This window comes from Mesorhizobium sp. B2-3-7, from assembly GCF_006442695.1.
In the GTDB taxonomy this organism is placed as follows: Bacteria; Pseudomonadota; Alphaproteobacteria; order Rhizobiales; family Rhizobiaceae; genus Mesorhizobium.
The window spans coordinates 239,321-254,825 of the sequence record NZ_VFVV01000007.1 but is presented as its reverse complement, the minus strand read 5'-3'; the positions used below and the strand labels follow the sequence as shown (position 1 = coordinate 254,825).

Genomic DNA, 15,505 nt, shown 5'->3' with positions numbered 1-15,505 from the left:
GTCTGGTGCGGTTGAGATCTATCCCGCTGGGTGTCGTCGCCAGCCTCTTCCTCGTTGTCGTCGCTTTGACGGCACGGTCCTTTGCCGCGCCCTCGGCCATTCCGGCCTGGCTGCAGGCCCATGTCGGCGAAGGTGATGGCCAGATCTCAGCTGTGGTCCTGGAGCGGGCCCGAGCGCTTTACCTGAAGAAAGTCGGCGCAGGAGCCGTTAACAATCCCTGCTACTTCGCCATGGATGCGACGCGCCCTAGCGATCTGGGCAACAACAAACTGGGTCACCGTTATTACATCATCTGCGAGGCCAGCCAGGCGTTTCGCGCCGTTTCGGCGGGCCACGGCAGCGGCCGGAATCTGAAGGGCGTCGCAGATTTCGCCAATGGCAAGCGCTGCGCGAAGAACTTCGGCAATGCGCTGGATTCGTCACTAACCGCCGGCGGCGCCTATATGACCGGCGAGGCGATAACCTCGTTCAAGGGCTATCATCGCACCGCAGCGAAGCAAGACGTGGCTTTCATGCGTACCTTCGTGCAGTTCGATGGCGAGGGCGAGGCCGCGAACGCCAGGCAGCGCGTGATCGGCGGGCATCCGGCGGAAGTGCTGAAGGGAATGTGTCTTCGCAAAGATCCGGCCAGTTCGCATGCCGACCATGACGGCTACGTGCCGTTCGGCAAGCTGGTGGATTATGCCGGCGGCCGCAGCAATGGCTGCACCAGTTGGTCGGCGGCGGATGCGCAGCAGATCATCCCGATGGTGAAGGACAATCCGACGACGCTCTACATCTACCCTGAATCGCGCGACATCGCCGCCGTTGCGCAAATCGTGGCGGCGGGCCGTTCGCTGTCGGACGCTGGCCCCTATTGGAACGCATCCTGCCTGAAGGAAATCGGCACGCCGAAATTCTGGCCGCGAAAGACGCTCGAGCCGATCATTGCCCAATACAGGAAGGACCACCCGGCACCGCCGCCGCAGCCGGTGCCGATCTGCAAGGAGCCGTGAGGTCCGTCCCGGCTCCGGGGATGCGGGGTCTACGGGATCGCATCCCTCAGCGCAGAAAATCGAACACCGCCTGCATGAAACCGGATGGATATTCGACATTCGACAGGTGAACCGCCGGCAGGACGACCAGTTTCGCGCCGGGCACCGCCGCGGCGATCAGTTCGCTGTGGCTGGCCGCCGTCACCGTGTCGTGCTCGCCGGCGATCACCAGCGTCGGCCGCGAGATCAGCGCCACGGTGCGGCGAAGGTCGGCGTCGCGCACCGCCGCAAAGAGGCCCGCCAGGCCTTGCCGGTCGATGGCGAGCAGCATGGCGCGAAATTCCTCGATGACGGGCTCGTTGGCCGCCACCATTTTTGCCGGGAACCAATTGTTGAGGAACGTTTCGGCGGTTTCGGCCATGTCGGGCGCCTGCCGGACGGCGGCAATGCGCTCGTCGAAATAGCTTGCCGGTCCGAGATGCGACGAGGTGTTGCTCAGGATCAGCCGGTCGATCCGCTCCGGCGCGTGGATGCCGAGCCATTGCCCGACGAAGCCGCCCAGCGACAGGCCGAGGAAATGCACGCGGCCAAGGCCGAGCGCGTCGAGCAGTTCGATCACGTCGCCGCCGAGCCGATCGAGCGAATAGGCGCCGGCCGGCACGCTCGATCCGCCATGGCCGCGAAAATCATAGCGCAGAAGATGGAAATGCCTGGACAACTCGCCGACCTGTCCATCCCACATATGCAGCGTGGTGCCGATGGAGTTCGACAGCATCAGAACCGGCTTTCGCGCATCGCCGTCGAAACGGTAGGCGATGCGCGTGCCGTCGCCAACAGTCACAAAATTCAGCTCACTCATGATGAAAGATCCTTCTGGAAGGGTTGAATGACAGAGCGTAGTCAGATCGTTGGTTTGTTGATATTACAAAGTCAGGACAATCTCTGTAATCAAAGCTGACATGGCTGAATTCACCTTGCACGACCTGCAGTGCTTCGACGCCGTGATCCGCACCGGCGGCTTTCAGCCGGCGGCGGCCCTGTTGCATCGTTCACACCCGGCTGTATTCGCCGCTGTCGCCAAGCTGGAACGGCAGCTCGACCTCGTTCTCCTGGACCGCAGCGGCTATCGCGTGCGCCCGACCGAGGCCGGGCTGTCGTTCCACCGCCGGGCGCAATCGCTGCTGCGCGAACTGGAAGGCCTGCGCGTGCATGCCGCCCAGCTCTCGATGGGCGAAGAAAGCGAAATCCATGTGGTGATCGGCGACCTATGCCCACGACCGCAGGTGCTGGGCCTGCTCGGGCGGTTCTTCGCGCAATGTCCCGGCACGCGTCTGCACCTGCACTTCGAGGCCGTCGGCGGCCCTTGGGAACGCCTTTTCGACGACGAGGCCGATCTGGTCCTGCACTGGATCGACAAGGGCGATGCGCGGGTGGAATGGATCGATTTGTGCAAGGTGCCGTTCATTCCCGTGGTGGCACCGGGCTTTCTGCCGGAGCGCATCGAGCCGCCGATCACACCCGACCAGATGCAGGCGCTCACCCAATGCGTGATGCGCGACACTGCCCGCCATTCACCGCAACAAGACTACTTCATGGTCGAAGGCGCGCCGCAATGCCTGGTCGCCGACCAGGGCATGAAGAAGGAGATCATCCTGCAGGGCCTCGGCTGGGGCCACCTGCCACGCTTCCTGATCGAGGAGGAGCTGCGTGATGGACGCCTGCGGTCCATCGCCGGCCCTCATATGCCGGGCCGCACCGACGAACTGGTGGTTGCGCGTCGCCGCGACCGTCCCCACGGGCCGGTCGCCAACCGTTTGTGGGATCATATCCAGCAGGAGGCGCCAGCATTGCGCCACGCGTTGGAGCCCCAGAAGGTTGTTTTATAGGCAGGCGAGCGCTGGCGCTCGCGCTCGACGCGCCGACTATTGCAAAAGCCCCTTGATGATGCCGCTTGCCTTGCCGAAATCCATCTGGCCGGCATATTTCTGCTTCAGTGCCGCGATCACCTTGCCCATGTCCTTCTGGCTGGCGGCACCGGTCGCCGCGATCGCCTCGCGCGCCGCGGCGGTGATGGCGGCATCGTCGAGCTGCGTCGGCAGGAAATCGCGGATGATCTCCATCTCGCTGCGCTCCTGCGCGGCCAGTTCCGGACGCTTGCCGTCTTCGAAGGCCTTGGCCGATTCTTCGCGCTGCTTCACCATCTTGGCCAGGATCTGCAGGATCGCCTCGTCGCTGGCCGGTTCCTTGCCGGCACCGCGATTGGCGATATCGCGATCGTGGATGGCGGCTTGGATCAGCCGCAATGTCGGCAGCCGGTGCTTGTCCTGCGCCTTCATCGCGCTCTTCAGGGATTCGGCGATTTTTGCGCGCATCGTGCTCTCTCCTTCGGTCGGCGCGGACAATAGCGCCCGGTGCGGACCAACGCAAACCCTGATATGTCGAGGCAAGCCTATGATATTGCTCAATGAAATAAATCGTAGCGGCATTTCCCATCATCATTGACCGACCTGCCCCCTTCCCCTATGTACTGGGCCTTGCATGAACTGAAGCTTGAGTGCGTGGAGGCAGCGAATTCGCCGCTCCGCGCCGTTTGCCGCGCAAATAGCCCGCCGGGCCTGTTTGAAGCGCGCGGCCTGATAGGAGTGCCGCCATGGCCGACACCGCGTCCACCCCCGCTTGGGCCACCGAGAAACCGACGGCATTGCTGGTGCTGGCCGACGGCACCATCATTGAGGGTCGCGGTCTCGGCGCAACGGGTTCGGCGGTCGCCGAGGTCTGCTTCAACACCGCGCTTACCGGCTATCAGGAGATCCTGACCGATCCGTCCTATGCCGGCCAGATCGTCACCTTCACCTTCCCGCATGTCGGTAATATCGGCACCAACGGCGAAGACATCGAGGACCTCAATCCGGCTGCTCGCGCCGGTGCCGTCGGCGCCGTGTTCAAGGCCGATGTCACCAATCCCTCCAACTACCGCGCTGCCGGCCATCTCGATCAATGGCTGAAGAAGCGCGGCATCGTCGCCCTCTCGGGCATCGACACCCGCGCGTTGACCGCGTTGATCCGCGAAAAGGGCATGCCCAACGCCGTTATCGCGCATGCGCCCGACGGCGTCTTCGATCTTGACGACCTGAAACGCCGCGCCGCCGCGTGGTCCGGCCTGATCGGCCTCGACCTCGCCAAGGAGGTCACGTCAGGCCAGTCCTCGGTGTGGCGCGAGACGCCTTGGGTGTGGGACGAGGGCTTTGGCGAACAGGACGAGCCCTCCATGCATGTCGTCGCCATCGACTATGGCGTCAAGCGCAACATCCTGCGCCTGCTTGCGGGGCTTGGTGCCAAGGTGACCGTGGTTCCGGCCAAGACCGGCGCCGAGGAAATCCTCGCCATGCAGCCGGACGGCATCTTCCTGTCCAACGGCCCCGGCGACCCTGAAGCCACCGGCGCCTACGCCGTGCCGGTCATCCAGGACCTGCTCAGGACCGAGATTCCGGTGTTCGGTATCTGCCTCGGCCACCAGATGCTGGCGCTGGCGCTGGGCGGCAAGACCGCCAAGATGCATCAGGGCCATCACGGCGCCAACCATCCGGTCAAGGACCACACTACAGGCAAGGTCGAGATCGTCTCGATGAACCACGGCTTTGCCGTCGACGCCGACTCGCTGCCGTCAGGCGTCGAGGAAACCCATGTCTCGCTGTTCGACGGCTCGAATTGCGGCATCGCGCTGACAGGCCGGCCGGTATTCTCGGTCCAGCACCACCCCGAGGCCTCGCCCGGCCCGCAGGATTCGCATTATCTGTTCCGCCGCTTCGTCAACCTGATCCGCGAAAAGCGCGGCGAGGAACTGCTGGCCGAACGGGCTTAGTTCCGACAGATCCTCATATTCGTGCCCCATCTTCCGCGACGCCTTTGGTGACGGTTCCGAGTGCCGCAGGCCTCGCCACTTTCGTAACGAAGACAACGAGCGCCAGCACTAGGAAAACCGCGCCAACCAGGTAAGGCGCACCGCCGAAGGTCACTGGCGCGCTTGGCCCGGTGAACCAGGAAAAGATCGCGGTATAGAGCAGCGGCGTGACGATCGATGTGATCGAGAAGATCGACGTCATCGCGCCTTGTAGTTCACCCTGCGCCGAACGCGGCACCTTGGCGGCGGCGAGGCTCCTGAGCGGCGGGTCGGCCAGCGCTTCCAGGCAGCCGACGACGATCACCGCATAAATCATCCAACCCTGCGTCGCGAAGGCGTAGCCGAAAGCACTGAGCGCCGTGAACGCCAGACCGATCACCGCCGTCCTCCACTCGCCAAGCCTGGGAATGATGCGTGGCAGCACCGTTGCCATGACGATGGCTCCGCACAGGCCGAAAGCGCCGAGCGAAAAACCGATCTGCTGCTCGTTCCAGCCATAGCGATAGTTGGAGACGAACGACCAGACCGCCGGATACATCATGTGGCCGAGCGTCATCAGGAAGAAGACGAGCCCGATCCAGCCAATGCCTTGATATTGGCGCATCTGCAGAAGCGTGCCGACTGGGTTGGCGCGCTTCCACTCGAAGCGGCGGCGGTGCTTTTCATCGAGCGTTTCGGGCAGCAGGAACAGCGCGATCAGGAAGTTCACCAAGGCAAGTCCGGCGGCGAAATAGAACGGCACGCGCGGCCCGAAGGTGCCGAGCAGTCCGCCAAGGACGGGCCCGATGACGAAGCCGACGCCGAAGGCGATGCCGAGCAGGCCGAAATTCTTGGCCCGGTTCTCATCGTTCGAGATGTCGGCGATGAAGGCTGATGTGGTCGAATAGCTGGCGCCCGAAATGCCGGCCAGCACGCGCCCGATGAACAGCATCGGGTAGGACCAGGCTATGGCGCAGATCAGATTGTCGATGGAAAACGTCAGCACGGAGGCGAGAAGGATCGGCCGCCGGCCGAACCGGTCGCTCAACCCGCCCATGACGGGCGCGAAGAAGAACTGCATGGCCGCATAGACGAAGAACAGCCATCCGCCCTCGATCGCCGCCTCCGAGACGCCGACGCCGGTCAATTCTTGCAGGTAGGCCGGCAGCACCGGCATGATGATGCCGAATCCGATGATGTCGAGGAGCAGCGTCGTGAAGACGAGCGCAAGCCCCCGCTTGGCGGTTTTGGGATCGATCATGGTTTCGTCTGCTCCTTCCCGGCGCCTGGCGCGCAGGCGGAGGCACTTATAGGCGAGCAGGCCGTCAGGAACAATGAGGGAACAAGCAGGACGTTCGCATCCTGACACCCCCTGACGACATCCTTGCCGTCAGGTCACCCGTGAAAGAACCGGATGCTCAGATCGGGTTGTTGAACGTATCGCAGTCGGAAAGCTTGCCGCTCTTGTAGCCGCGCGCCAGCCAGGTCTGCCGCTGCGCCGACGTGCCGTGGTTGAAGCTTTCCGGCACTACGTAGCCCTGCATCTTCTTCTGCAGCGTATCGTCGCCGATCTGCCTGGCGGCATTGAGCGCGCTTTCCATATCGCCTTGCTCCAATATGCCCTTCTGCGCCGTGTAATGCGCCCAGACGCCGGCGAAGCAGTCGGCCTGAAGCTCGACGCGCACCGACATTTGATTGGCTTCGGCCTCGCCCATGCTTTGCCGCATCTGGTTGAATTTGGACATGATGCCGGTCAGATTCTGCACGTGATGGCCGACCTCATGCGCGATCACATAGGCCCGCGCGAACTCGCCCGAGGCGCCGAACTGCTGGTCCAGCTGCTGGAAGAATGTCATGTCGAGATAGACCTTGTGGTCGCCGGGACAATAGAACGGTCCGGCCGCCGACGAGGCGAAGCCGCAGGCCGAGCGGATCTGCCCGCTGAACAGCACCAGCTTGGGGTCCTCATAGGTCAGTCCATTGGCCTTGAAAATGCCGGTCCATGTGTCCTCGGTCTCGGCCAGCACGGTTGCCACGAACTGCTTCATCTCGTCGGAAGCCGGCGCGCCGGCGCCGCCGTCCTGGCTGCCGCTGTTGTCGGTTATCTCGCCGCCGCCAGGCAGCAGGCCTCCACCGCCGCCGCTCAGCACCTGGATCGGATCGATGCCGAAGGCTTTCAGGCCGAAATAGAGCACGACGAGGATGATGATGGTTGAGAGCGACATGCCGCGGCCGCTGCTGCCGCCGATCGGAATGCGGAACTGGCCGGGTCCGCCGCCACCAAATCCGCCGCCGCCGCTGCTGCGCTGGTCCTCGACATTGTCACTCTGACGACGGCCTCTCCAGAGCATGGCAACTCCCCGCGCTGCGAATTTATTGATCGATCCGGCGTGAGGCCGGCTCCACCTCATAAACAATTATCTCAATGGTTGCGCCAAGTCACAGCATTTTTCGCAGCCGTGGCCGTGCTGGCATGTTGGCTCCGCTGCTCTGGCCGCGACTGTGGAATGTCTATGGCATCGCCGGCGAAACGAGCCAACGGCTTGGCAAAGTCCCTAGCCCGCCGTCATCGCCTTGCGGAACGCTTCCAGTGTCTCGGCACTGACATGGTGCTCTATGCCCTCGGCATCGATGCGCGCCGTCTCGGCGCTGACGCCGAGCGAACGCAAAAAAGCCTCCACCGTCTGGTGGCGAATGCGGCTCTCTTCCGCGACCTTGCGACCTGCTTCGGTCAAGAACACGCCGCGATAAGGCTTTCTGGAGACCAGCCCGTCGGCACACAGCCTGGTCAGCATCTTGGCCACTGTCGGTTGGGCGACCCCCAGCCTGGCCGCGATGTCGACCTGGCGAGCCTCGTTGCCGTCCTCGATCAGGTCGGCGATCAACTCGACATAGTCCTCGACCAGCGCGCTGCGGCGCGCTTCGCGCGTCTGCCGGAACCCTTCCGAATGGACATCGGCATCGGGCAGCGGCTCACGCGGGACCGGTCTGTTCTTCAGCGCCAATATGCGCTCCTCCTTGGCTGCCCGAAGATTGAATCGGCCCGCATTCATAGCACGGGCCCCCACAATCCTGGCGTTTATTTGCATTCGGGCCCAGGCGCAACCGCATCGCCGCCGCGTCGGAGCACGATCGATCACATCACAAAAGCATGATCAATGAAATATAGCATATTGCATAATGTTGAGCCGCGACATAGATAGGAGACATCATCCATTGCATCAAGCGGAATTCGCCATGTCCGAGACCGACGCCACCGCCATAGCCAGACCCGCGTGGCGGTTCGACAGGCCAGGCGACGAGCAGCCGAGTCTGCGCGAGGTCAATTCCTCGATCGCCGTGCCGAATTCGGGCGTCTGGTTCCGTCGCCTGTTTGCCTTCATGGGGCCGGGCTACATGGTCTCGGTCGGCTATATGGACCCGGGCAACTGGGCGACAGACCTCGCCGGCGGCGCCCAGTTCGGCTACACGCTGCTGTTCATCATCATGCTGTCCAACCTGATGGCGATCCTGCTGCAGGCGCTGGCCGCGCGTCTCGGCATCGCCACTGACCGCGACCTCGCCCAGGCCTGCCGCGCCTACTACCCGCGTCCGGTGAACTTCGTGCTGTGGATCGCCTGCGAGCTCGCCATCATCGCCTGCGACCTCGCCGAAGTGATCGGCACCGCGATCGCGCTGCAGCTCCTGTTCGGCATTCCGCTGATCGGCGGCGCCATGCTCACCGCGCTCGACGCCTTCCTGGTGCTTTTGTTGATGAACAAGGGCTTCCGCTATCTCGAAGCCTTCGTCATCGCGCTTCTGATCATCATCTTCAGCTGCTTTGCCATCCAGATCTTCGTCGCCGCGCCGCCGGCCGGCACGATCCTGCATTCGATGTTCGTGCCGTCATCCGAAATCGTCACCAATCCGGCGATGCTCTACATCGCCATCGGCATCATCGGCGCCACCGTCATGCCGCACAATCTCTATCTGCACTCCTCAATCGTGCAGACCCGCGCCTATGAACGCACCGACGAGGGCAAGCGCGACGCCATCAAATGGGCAACGACGGACTCGACCATCGCCCTGATGCTGGCCCTGTTCGTCAACGCCTCGATCCTGATCGTGTCGGCGGTCGCCTTCCACAACACCGGCCATCAGGACGTCGCCGAGATCGGCCAGGCTTTCGAACTGCTGTCGCCGCTGCTCGGCCTGAGCATCGCCTCGATCCTGTTTGCCGTGGCGCTGCTCGCCTCCGGCCTGAACTCGACGGTGACCGCCACGCTTGCCGGCCAGATCGTCATGGAAGGCTTCCTGCGCCTGCGCATCCCGCAATGGGCGCGGCGCCTGCTGACGCGCGGCCTCGCCATCATCCCCGTCGTGGTCGTCACCGCGCTCTATGGTGAAAAGGGCACTGGCCAGTTGCTGGTGTTCAGCCAGGTGATCCTGTCGATGCAGCTGCCCTTCGCGGTGATCCCGCTGGTGCAGTTCGTCTCCGACAGGAAGACGATGGGCAATCTCGCCATTCCGCGCGCCGTTGCGGCGCTCGCCTGGGTGGTCGCCGCCATCATCCTGCTGCTCAACTTCAAGCTGCTCTACGACACGCTATTCGGGATCGGCTGAGATCGGCCGCGACAAAGACGCGACCCGCGCTATTTTTCGGTCTGTCATGACGACGATAGCCCAATCCCGAAGCTTCTATGCCAAGCTGATGGCTGCCCAGGCGCATTCCGCCGATCCGCGTCTTGAAGAGGTGTTCGCGGCCGTGCCGCGCGAGGCGTTTCTCGGTCCCGGCCCATGGACGATCGTCGCCGGCAAAGGCGTTATCGAGACGCCGAGCGCCGACCCGCGCTTCATCTACCAGAACGTGCTGGTGGTGCTCGATGCCGACAAGGGCATCAACAATGGCGAGCCGTTCCTGCACGCCATGTGGATCGGGAAACTCGCGCCCAGGCCCGGCGAGGCTGTCACTCACATCGGCGCCGGCACCGGCTACTACACCGCTTTGCTGGCCAAGTTGGTTTCACCTGGTGGCACCGTTGCCGCCTTCGAACTGGACGCCGATCTTGCCTCGCGGGCAAAGGCAAACCTTGCGGCCTACGAGAATGTCACTGTCATTCCTGGCGATGCCGTCACATCGGACTTGCCGCCATCGGAGGCCATCTATGTCAATGCCGGCGTCGCGGCACCTCCGCCCGGCTGGCTCAAGGCGCTGAAGCCGGACGGCCGCATGATCTTCCCGTGGCGCCCGGCCGAGCGCGTTCCCCTGGCCGTTCTGGTGACCCGCACCGAAAAAGGTTTTGCCTGCGACCCTTTCATGCGCTCCTGGTTCATCCCTTGCTCCGGCGCGTCGATTGCAAGCCCCGCGGCAAAAATCCCGACGCGCGACCAGGCCGCGCGCAGCCGCTCGATCTGGCTGACGGCGGACAAGTTGCCGGACCGCACCGCCACCGCGATCTTTGAGCATGTCTGGTTTTCGTCACGCAGCCTCGATGCGCGGCCTCGGGGCTGACGAACCGAAATTCGGCAGGGCCTGTCGGACGGCCAGCCAGTCATCCGTCCTTGGACTGAAGTCCGGCCCTGACGGCATGGATCGAAACAGGAGGAGCATCCCATGAGAAAGATCATAGCGGCGACATTCGTCAGCCTCGACGGCGTCATGCAGGCGCCGGGCGGCCCGGAGGAGGATCCCGTCGGCGGCTTCAAGTTCGGCGGCTGGACGTTCCACTATTTTGACGAAGTGGCGGGCGCGGCGATGGATGAACTATTCTCCAAGCCCTTCGCCCTCTTGCTCGGCCGCAGAACCTACGACATATTCGCCGCGTACTGGCCGTATCAGAAAGATCCGATCGCGGATGCCTTCAACCCTGCGAACAAATATGTGGCGACGCATCGTCCGGATTCGCTCACCTGGCAGAACACGCAATCGCTTGGGCCTGATATCGTCCCGGCGTTGCGCCGCCTCAAACAGGAAGATGGACCTGACCTGCTCATCCAGGGATCGGCCAATCTGATCCAGACCTTGCTCGCCAACGGGCTGATCGACGAGATTCGGCTGATGATCTTCCCGCTGTTGCTGGGCAAGGGCAAGCGGCTGTTCGGCGATGACGCGATGCCGGCTGCCTTCAAGCTGACCCGCTCGCAGACTTCCAGCACCGGCGTCATCATGGCGATCTACGAGCGCGCCGGCGAAATCAGGACCGGTTCCTTTGTCACGGGGGAGCCATCCGACGCCGAGCTCGAGCGGCGCAGGACCTGGAAGTAAACGCTTCTTTTCCTCTCCTCCACGAACGTGGAGGAGAGAAACCAGGTTCTGAGAAGTCCCTCAAGCCGCCTGCGGCCGGCGCGCCAGCCCGTCGCGTATGTGCCGTGCGAACGCTTGCGCCGCCGGGCCGACGCCGTGCCTCGGCAGATGCAGGTTGATCGAGAAATTCGGCAGCGGCGGCAGGCCGGACCCGGACGGCAATATGTCGAGATCGGCCGGCACCGTGGAGGCCAGCCAAATGGTGACGGCCAGGTCGGAGCGCACCGTCGCGGTCGTCGCGTCGATATTGCCGTTCTCGAACACGGTGCGCCATTCCAGCCCATGCTCGTGGAGCGCCGAAAGCACAACCGGCCGGAAGGCGCAGCTGTCGGCGACCATCGAGACCGGTAGGGGGCGCTTGGCGCGCGCGACACCGCCCTTGGCGCCGACCCACACCAGCCGATCGATGGCGAGGCACTCGCCATCCGATGCCCCCACCCGTTCCTCGATGACCGCCAGGTCGATGGTGCCGGCCGCGAGCGCCGCGGCCAGTTCCGGCGAGGAGGCGCAGACCAGCGATATCTCGACCTGCGGATAGGTTTGCGCATAGCCTTTCAGCACCGGCGCCAGCGTCGTGCCGACGAGGTCGTAAGGCACGCCGAACCGCACCTGGCCGGCCACGACATTGGCAGCCATTTCGGCCCAGATCTCGTCGTTGAGGCTGAGCAGCCGCTTTGCCTTGCCGAACAGCCGCTCGCCGGAAGAGGTCAGCCGCAAGCCGCGCCGGTCGCGCTCGAACAGGCTGCGGCCGAGCGCCTCCTCCAGCCGCCGGACTTGCTGGCTGACGGCGCCTTGCGTCAGGTGCAGCGCATTGGCCGCCGCCGTCATGCTGGCCTTGTCGGCGACGGTGACGAAGGTGCGCATGAGCGTCGTATCGAGGTTGCGGATCATGTCCTGCATTATAGATACTAATGCCTGTCATCGTAAACATTGCATTTACTGATATGCGGCTGCATTTAACATGGGGCCTTCGACAGAGGACGCCGCATGCTCCAACCCGTCATCCCGCTGATCCTGTTCGCCCTGGTGGCGACCAGCACGCCCGGCATCGCCACCACCTTGTCGACGGCGTCGGGCGCGCAGTTCGGCTTTCGCCGCTCCATCCCGCTGGTGGTCGGCAGCGCGGCCGGCCTAGCCACAGTCACCGGGGCGGCGGCCGCCGGGCTGGCCGGCCTGCTTCTCGCCATGCCGTCCTTGCAGCTTGCCATGAAGATCGCCGGCTCGCTCTACCTCGTCTGGCTGGCGCTCAAGATCGGCCGTGCGGGGGCGCCCAAGCTCGATGTGACGATGATCAAACCGAACAGTTTTCTCGGCGGTGCCGGCATTCAGTGGCTGAACCCCAAGGGCTGGGCGATGGGGCTTGGAGCCGCGGCATCCTTCGCCGCACTCGCCGACGGGCCGGCGCGGCTGGCCCTGCTGCTCGGCTCCACCTTCGGCCTCACCGCCGCCTTCTCGCTGTCGCTATGGTGTGTGGCCGGCATGCTGCTCGCCCGGCTGCTGAAGACCGAGCAGCAATGGCGCGCGCTCAATATCCTGCTCGGCCTGGTGCTGGCGGCATCGATCATTCCGATGTGGCGGCAGGCGTAAGATGGGCCTGCAGAACCTGGGTTCCTCGCCCCCGCAAGGCGAGGCGAGGAACCCGAATCCTGTCAAGCCGCGTAGCGTGCGGCTGGCTTGTCGGCGTGCAGGCTGCCGTAGAAGGTCTGCCGGGCGCCAAGGAAGGCGTCCAGCTTGGCCGTATCGGCAAGCGCGGGCACGGTGACGGCTTCGCCCCTGGCCAGGCCGACAAGGGCAGCATCGACCATATCGTCGGCGGTCATGATGATTTCCTTCGGAAGCTGGTCGATATCGCTTCCCGCGACTTCCCAGAAATCGGTCCGGGTCGCCCCCGGCAGCACCACCTGCGCCTGGACGTCGGTGCCGGCGACCTCGCGCTGCAGGGCTTCGGTGAAGTTGACGACATAGGCCTTGGTGCCGCTGTAGATGCCGCCGAACGAGGTGTCGAAGGCCAGCACCGAGGCGATGTTGACGATAGCGCCGCGGTTGCGCGCGAGAAATCCCGGCAGCACAGCACGCGTCAACCGCGTCAGGGCGATCACATTGACCTTGATCATGCGTTCAGCCGCATCGGCGTCCGCCGTCGCAACCACCTGCGCACCGCCAAGCCCGGCATTGTTGACCAACAGCGTGACGCTGTCATCCGTCGATACCGCCCGCTCCACCCGCCGCACATCATCGTCGTCGGCCAGATCGGCACTGATCACGCTGACCTTGCGGCTATAGGCATAGCGCAGCCTTTCAGCCAATTCCTCGAGCCGGTCCGCGCGGCGCGCCACCAGCACCAGGTCATAGCCCTGCCCCGCCAGCCGGTCGGCATAGACAGCGCCGATGCCGGAGGAAGCGCCGGTGATGACGGCGGTGCCCTTGTTCTCATTCTTGTTCATTGTCCTGTTCCTTTCGCGCTCTTCGCTCTAGTCGGCTTCGACGGATGCGCCGGCTGCCGAGCTTCTCGATCGTCAATTGGTGGCATATGCCACTTTCGGCGAAGTAGGTATATGCCACTATCTTGTCAACGGCGGCCGCGAAAACTATTTCTGCGGCAGGCTGGCACAGGCTTTGCCAGCGAGGAGTTGACATGACCGATCTTCAGCAACCGGGATTCAGCCGGTGCAACAATGCCACCTTGCGGCGCACCGCGCGCAGGCTCGGCCGCTTCTACGACGACGCGCTTGCGCCTTCCGGGCTGAAAGGCACGCAATTTGGCCTGCTCTTTCAGATCAGTGCCAGCAGCGAACCGGCGATGGGGACCGTTGCCGAGGCGCTGATCATGGATCTCTCGGCGCTCGGCCATACGCTGAAGCCGCTGGTCCGCGACGGCTATGTCGAAACCTTCCCCGACAAGGACGATCGCCGCGTCAAGCGCGTCCGGCTGACGCCGCACGGCCAGGCCAAGCTCGAAGAGGCGATCAAGCTGTGGAGTGTCGCACAGCAGCGCTTCGAGGAGATGATCGGCGCGGAGCAAGCCGCGAAGCTGCGTGCGACGCTGGATGCTGTGGCCTCTCTGGACCTCGAAACGCGGGCGGCCGCTCCCTCCAGCTGAAGCGGCCGCGAAAGAACCAGTGACGAAAAGCTCGGCGCCCTCTACTCCGCCGGCATGGCGACCGGCCGCGCCAGCATCCGGCCGGCCAGCACGATGCCGAGCCCGACGACGGGGAAGACGGCCGCGATGAGGCCGAGATCGGCCGGCCCGCCATAGCGCAGCACGGCGCCGCCAACCACCGCGCCGAGCGCCACGCCGAGATAGAGCGCGGAGGCGTTGAGCGACAGCACGATCGGGGCAGCGTCCGGGGCGAGCTTGATGATGCGGCTCGCCTGCGCCGGCGGGAAGGCCCAGCCGACGATGCCCCATGGCACCATCATGCCCATCAGCGCCGGCCCGGCGAGATGATGCGGCAGAAAGGCCGGGATCAGCGAGAAGGTGACGAGCATGGCAGCGCTCAGCGCCAGCGACCAGCCGACGGTGCGCGTAGCGCCGAAGCGGTCTGCGGCCTGGCCGCCGGCGATGTTGCCGATGACGGCGCCGACGCCGAAGGCGAGCAGCATGCCGGGCAGCGCTATCGGGGAGAGCCCGCTGGCTTCGATGGCCAGCGGCGCGATGAAGCTGAACACGGTGAAGGCGCCGATGAGGGCAAGTGTGGTCGTCACCAGGATCGGCATCACGCCGGGACGCATTGCCGCCGCCAGCCGGCGCTTCAGCGGCAGCTTGGTGCCGATGATGCCGCGCGGCAGCCGATACCAGAGGATGGCGCCGGCGAGCGCGCCGAGGCCTGCAATGGCATAGAACGTGCCGCGCCAGCCGGCTATCGCCGCGACCAGCGCGCCGAGCGGGGCGCCCACCGCTACCGCCACCGTGGTGCCGCCGACGACGACGGCAATGGCGCGGGCCCGGTGATGGTCATCGACCAGCGCCACCGCCGTGCCTTGCGCGGTCGCCGCGAACAGGCCAGACGACAGCGCCATGATGATGCGCGCGGCGAGCAGCACTTCGAAGGAGGAGCTCAAGGCCGCGGCAACGTTGCCAATGACGAAGAACACCAGCGTCCACAGGATGACGCGGCGCCGGTCCCATTCGCCGGTCAGCGTCGCCAGGATCGGCGTGCCGACCGCATAGGCGAGCGCGAAGGCGGTGATCAGCGTGCCGGCGAGCGGAACGGAGATGCCGGCATCCCTGGCGATGTCGGGCAGAAGGCTGGAGATGACGAAGCCTTCGGTCGAGATCGCAAACGATCCGAGCGCAAGCCAGAAAATCCGCTTGTCCATGGCGATGTGTCCTTAGTTCAAAAGTTATTGAACAATTGGACATAGCCC

The 15,505-nt window shown here is 64.4% G+C and carries 16 protein-coding genes; 8 read left to right on the top strand and 8 right to left on the bottom strand.

The genetic code is table 11. The annotated features are described in order from the left end of the window. Positions 1-5 precede the first annotated feature (5 nt). A complete protein-coding gene (locus FJ940_RS16160; RefSeq protein WP_140582264.1) occupies positions 6-995 on the top strand; it encodes a hypothetical protein in 990 nt (329 codons plus the stop codon). A 46-nt stretch (positions 996-1,041) separates the two neighbouring features. On the opposite strand, the gene pcaD is transcribed toward FJ940_RS16160, so the two are convergent. Continuing rightward, positions 1,042-1,833 (bottom strand): 3-oxoadipate enol-lactonase, encoded by a 792-nt coding sequence (gene pcaD, locus FJ940_RS16155; RefSeq protein WP_140582023.1) that lies wholly within the window; start codon positions 1,831-1,833, stop codon positions 1,042-1,044. Positions 1,834-1,933: 100 nt separating this feature from the next. Between pcaD and FJ940_RS16150 the strand changes: the two genes are divergently transcribed. Further along, on the top strand, positions 1,934-2,860 hold the full coding sequence (locus tag FJ940_RS16150; RefSeq protein ID WP_140560658.1) for a LysR family transcriptional regulator: 927 nt from the start codon (positions 1,934-1,936) through the stop codon (positions 2,858-2,860). A 36-nt stretch (positions 2,861-2,896) separates the two neighbouring features. Here FJ940_RS16150 and FJ940_RS16145 read toward each other — a convergent pair whose 3' ends face one another. Continuing rightward, positions 2,897-3,346, bottom strand: coding sequence for a GatB/YqeY domain-containing protein (locus tag FJ940_RS16145; protein ID WP_140524847.1), 450 nt, complete (start codon positions 3,344-3,346; stop codon positions 2,897-2,899). A 278-nt stretch (positions 3,347-3,624) separates the two neighbouring features. Between FJ940_RS16145 and carA the strand changes: the two genes are divergently transcribed. Then, complete coding sequence (gene carA / locus FJ940_RS16140) at positions 3,625-4,836, top strand: glutamine-hydrolyzing carbamoyl-phosphate synthase small subunit (RefSeq protein ID WP_140582026.1); 1,212 nt, start codon at positions 3,625-3,627, stop codon at positions 4,834-4,836. Between the two features lie 13 nt (positions 4,837-4,849). Here the strand turns inward: carA and FJ940_RS16135 are convergent, their stop codons facing one another. The 3 genes from FJ940_RS16135 to mntR form a co-directional block, all read right to left on the bottom strand. Beyond that, a complete protein-coding gene (locus FJ940_RS16135; protein ID WP_281405889.1) occupies positions 4,850-6,151 on the bottom strand; it encodes a TCR/Tet family MFS transporter in 1,302 nt (433 codons plus the stop codon). A 121-nt stretch (positions 6,152-6,272) separates the two neighbouring features. After that, complete coding sequence (locus FJ940_RS16130) at positions 6,273-7,205, bottom strand: neutral zinc metallopeptidase (protein ID WP_140582029.1); 933 nt, start codon at positions 7,203-7,205, stop codon at positions 6,273-6,275. 204 nt (positions 7,206-7,409) lie between these two features. Beyond that, complete coding sequence (gene mntR / locus FJ940_RS16125) at positions 7,410-7,859, bottom strand: manganese-binding transcriptional regulator MntR (protein WP_181165236.1); 450 nt, start codon at positions 7,857-7,859, stop codon at positions 7,410-7,412. Positions 7,860-8,091: 232 nt separating this feature from the next. Here mntR and FJ940_RS16120 point away from each other — a divergent pair, with 232 nt between their 5' ends. From FJ940_RS16120 to FJ940_RS16110, 3 genes are all read left to right on the top strand, one after another. After that, positions 8,092-9,456 (top strand): Nramp family divalent metal transporter, encoded by a 1,365-nt coding sequence (locus FJ940_RS16120; RefSeq protein ID WP_140657125.1) that lies wholly within the window; start codon positions 8,092-8,094, stop codon positions 9,454-9,456. 46 nt (positions 9,457-9,502) lie between these two features. Continuing rightward, a complete protein-coding gene (locus FJ940_RS16115) occupies positions 9,503-10,345 on the top strand; it encodes a protein-L-isoaspartate O-methyltransferase (RefSeq protein WP_181171774.1) in 843 nt (280 codons plus the stop codon). A 102-nt stretch (positions 10,346-10,447) separates the two neighbouring features. After that, complete coding sequence (locus FJ940_RS16110; protein WP_140657123.1) at positions 10,448-11,098, top strand: dihydrofolate reductase family protein; 651 nt, start codon at positions 10,448-10,450, stop codon at positions 11,096-11,098. A gap of 60 nt (positions 11,099-11,158) precedes the next feature. On the opposite strand, the gene FJ940_RS16105 is transcribed toward FJ940_RS16110, so the two are convergent. Next, the gene (locus tag FJ940_RS16105) at positions 11,159-12,028 is read right to left on the bottom strand and encodes a LysR substrate-binding domain-containing protein (RefSeq protein WP_140657170.1); all 870 of its coding nucleotides are present in this window, start codon (positions 12,026-12,028) and stop codon (positions 11,159-11,161) included. A 96-nt stretch (positions 12,029-12,124) separates the two neighbouring features. Between FJ940_RS16105 and FJ940_RS16100 the strand changes: the two genes are divergently transcribed. Then, positions 12,125-12,724 carry a LysE family translocator gene (locus FJ940_RS16100; RefSeq protein WP_140495928.1) on the top strand — a complete coding sequence of 200 codons (600 nt, stop codon included), beginning with the start codon at positions 12,125-12,127 and terminating at the stop codon, positions 12,722-12,724. A gap of 62 nt (positions 12,725-12,786) precedes the next feature. Here FJ940_RS16100 and FJ940_RS16095 read toward each other — a convergent pair whose 3' ends face one another. Further along, on the bottom strand, positions 12,787-13,581 hold the full coding sequence (locus tag FJ940_RS16095; protein ID WP_140657121.1) for an SDR family oxidoreductase: 795 nt from the start codon (positions 13,579-13,581) through the stop codon (positions 12,787-12,789). Positions 13,582-13,772: 191 nt separating this feature from the next. Here FJ940_RS16095 and FJ940_RS16090 point away from each other — a divergent pair, with 191 nt between their 5' ends. Continuing rightward, positions 13,773-14,237, top strand: a complete 465-nt coding sequence (locus FJ940_RS16090; RefSeq protein WP_140657119.1) for a MarR family winged helix-turn-helix transcriptional regulator — start codon at positions 13,773-13,775, stop codon at positions 14,235-14,237. Positions 14,238-14,278: 41 nt separating this feature from the next. Here the strand turns inward: FJ940_RS16090 and FJ940_RS16085 are convergent, their stop codons facing one another. Beyond that, entirely contained in the window at positions 14,279-15,457 is a 1,179-nt protein-coding gene (locus FJ940_RS16085) for an MFS transporter (protein ID WP_140516769.1), read from the bottom strand. Positions 15,458-15,505 lie beyond the last annotated feature (48 nt).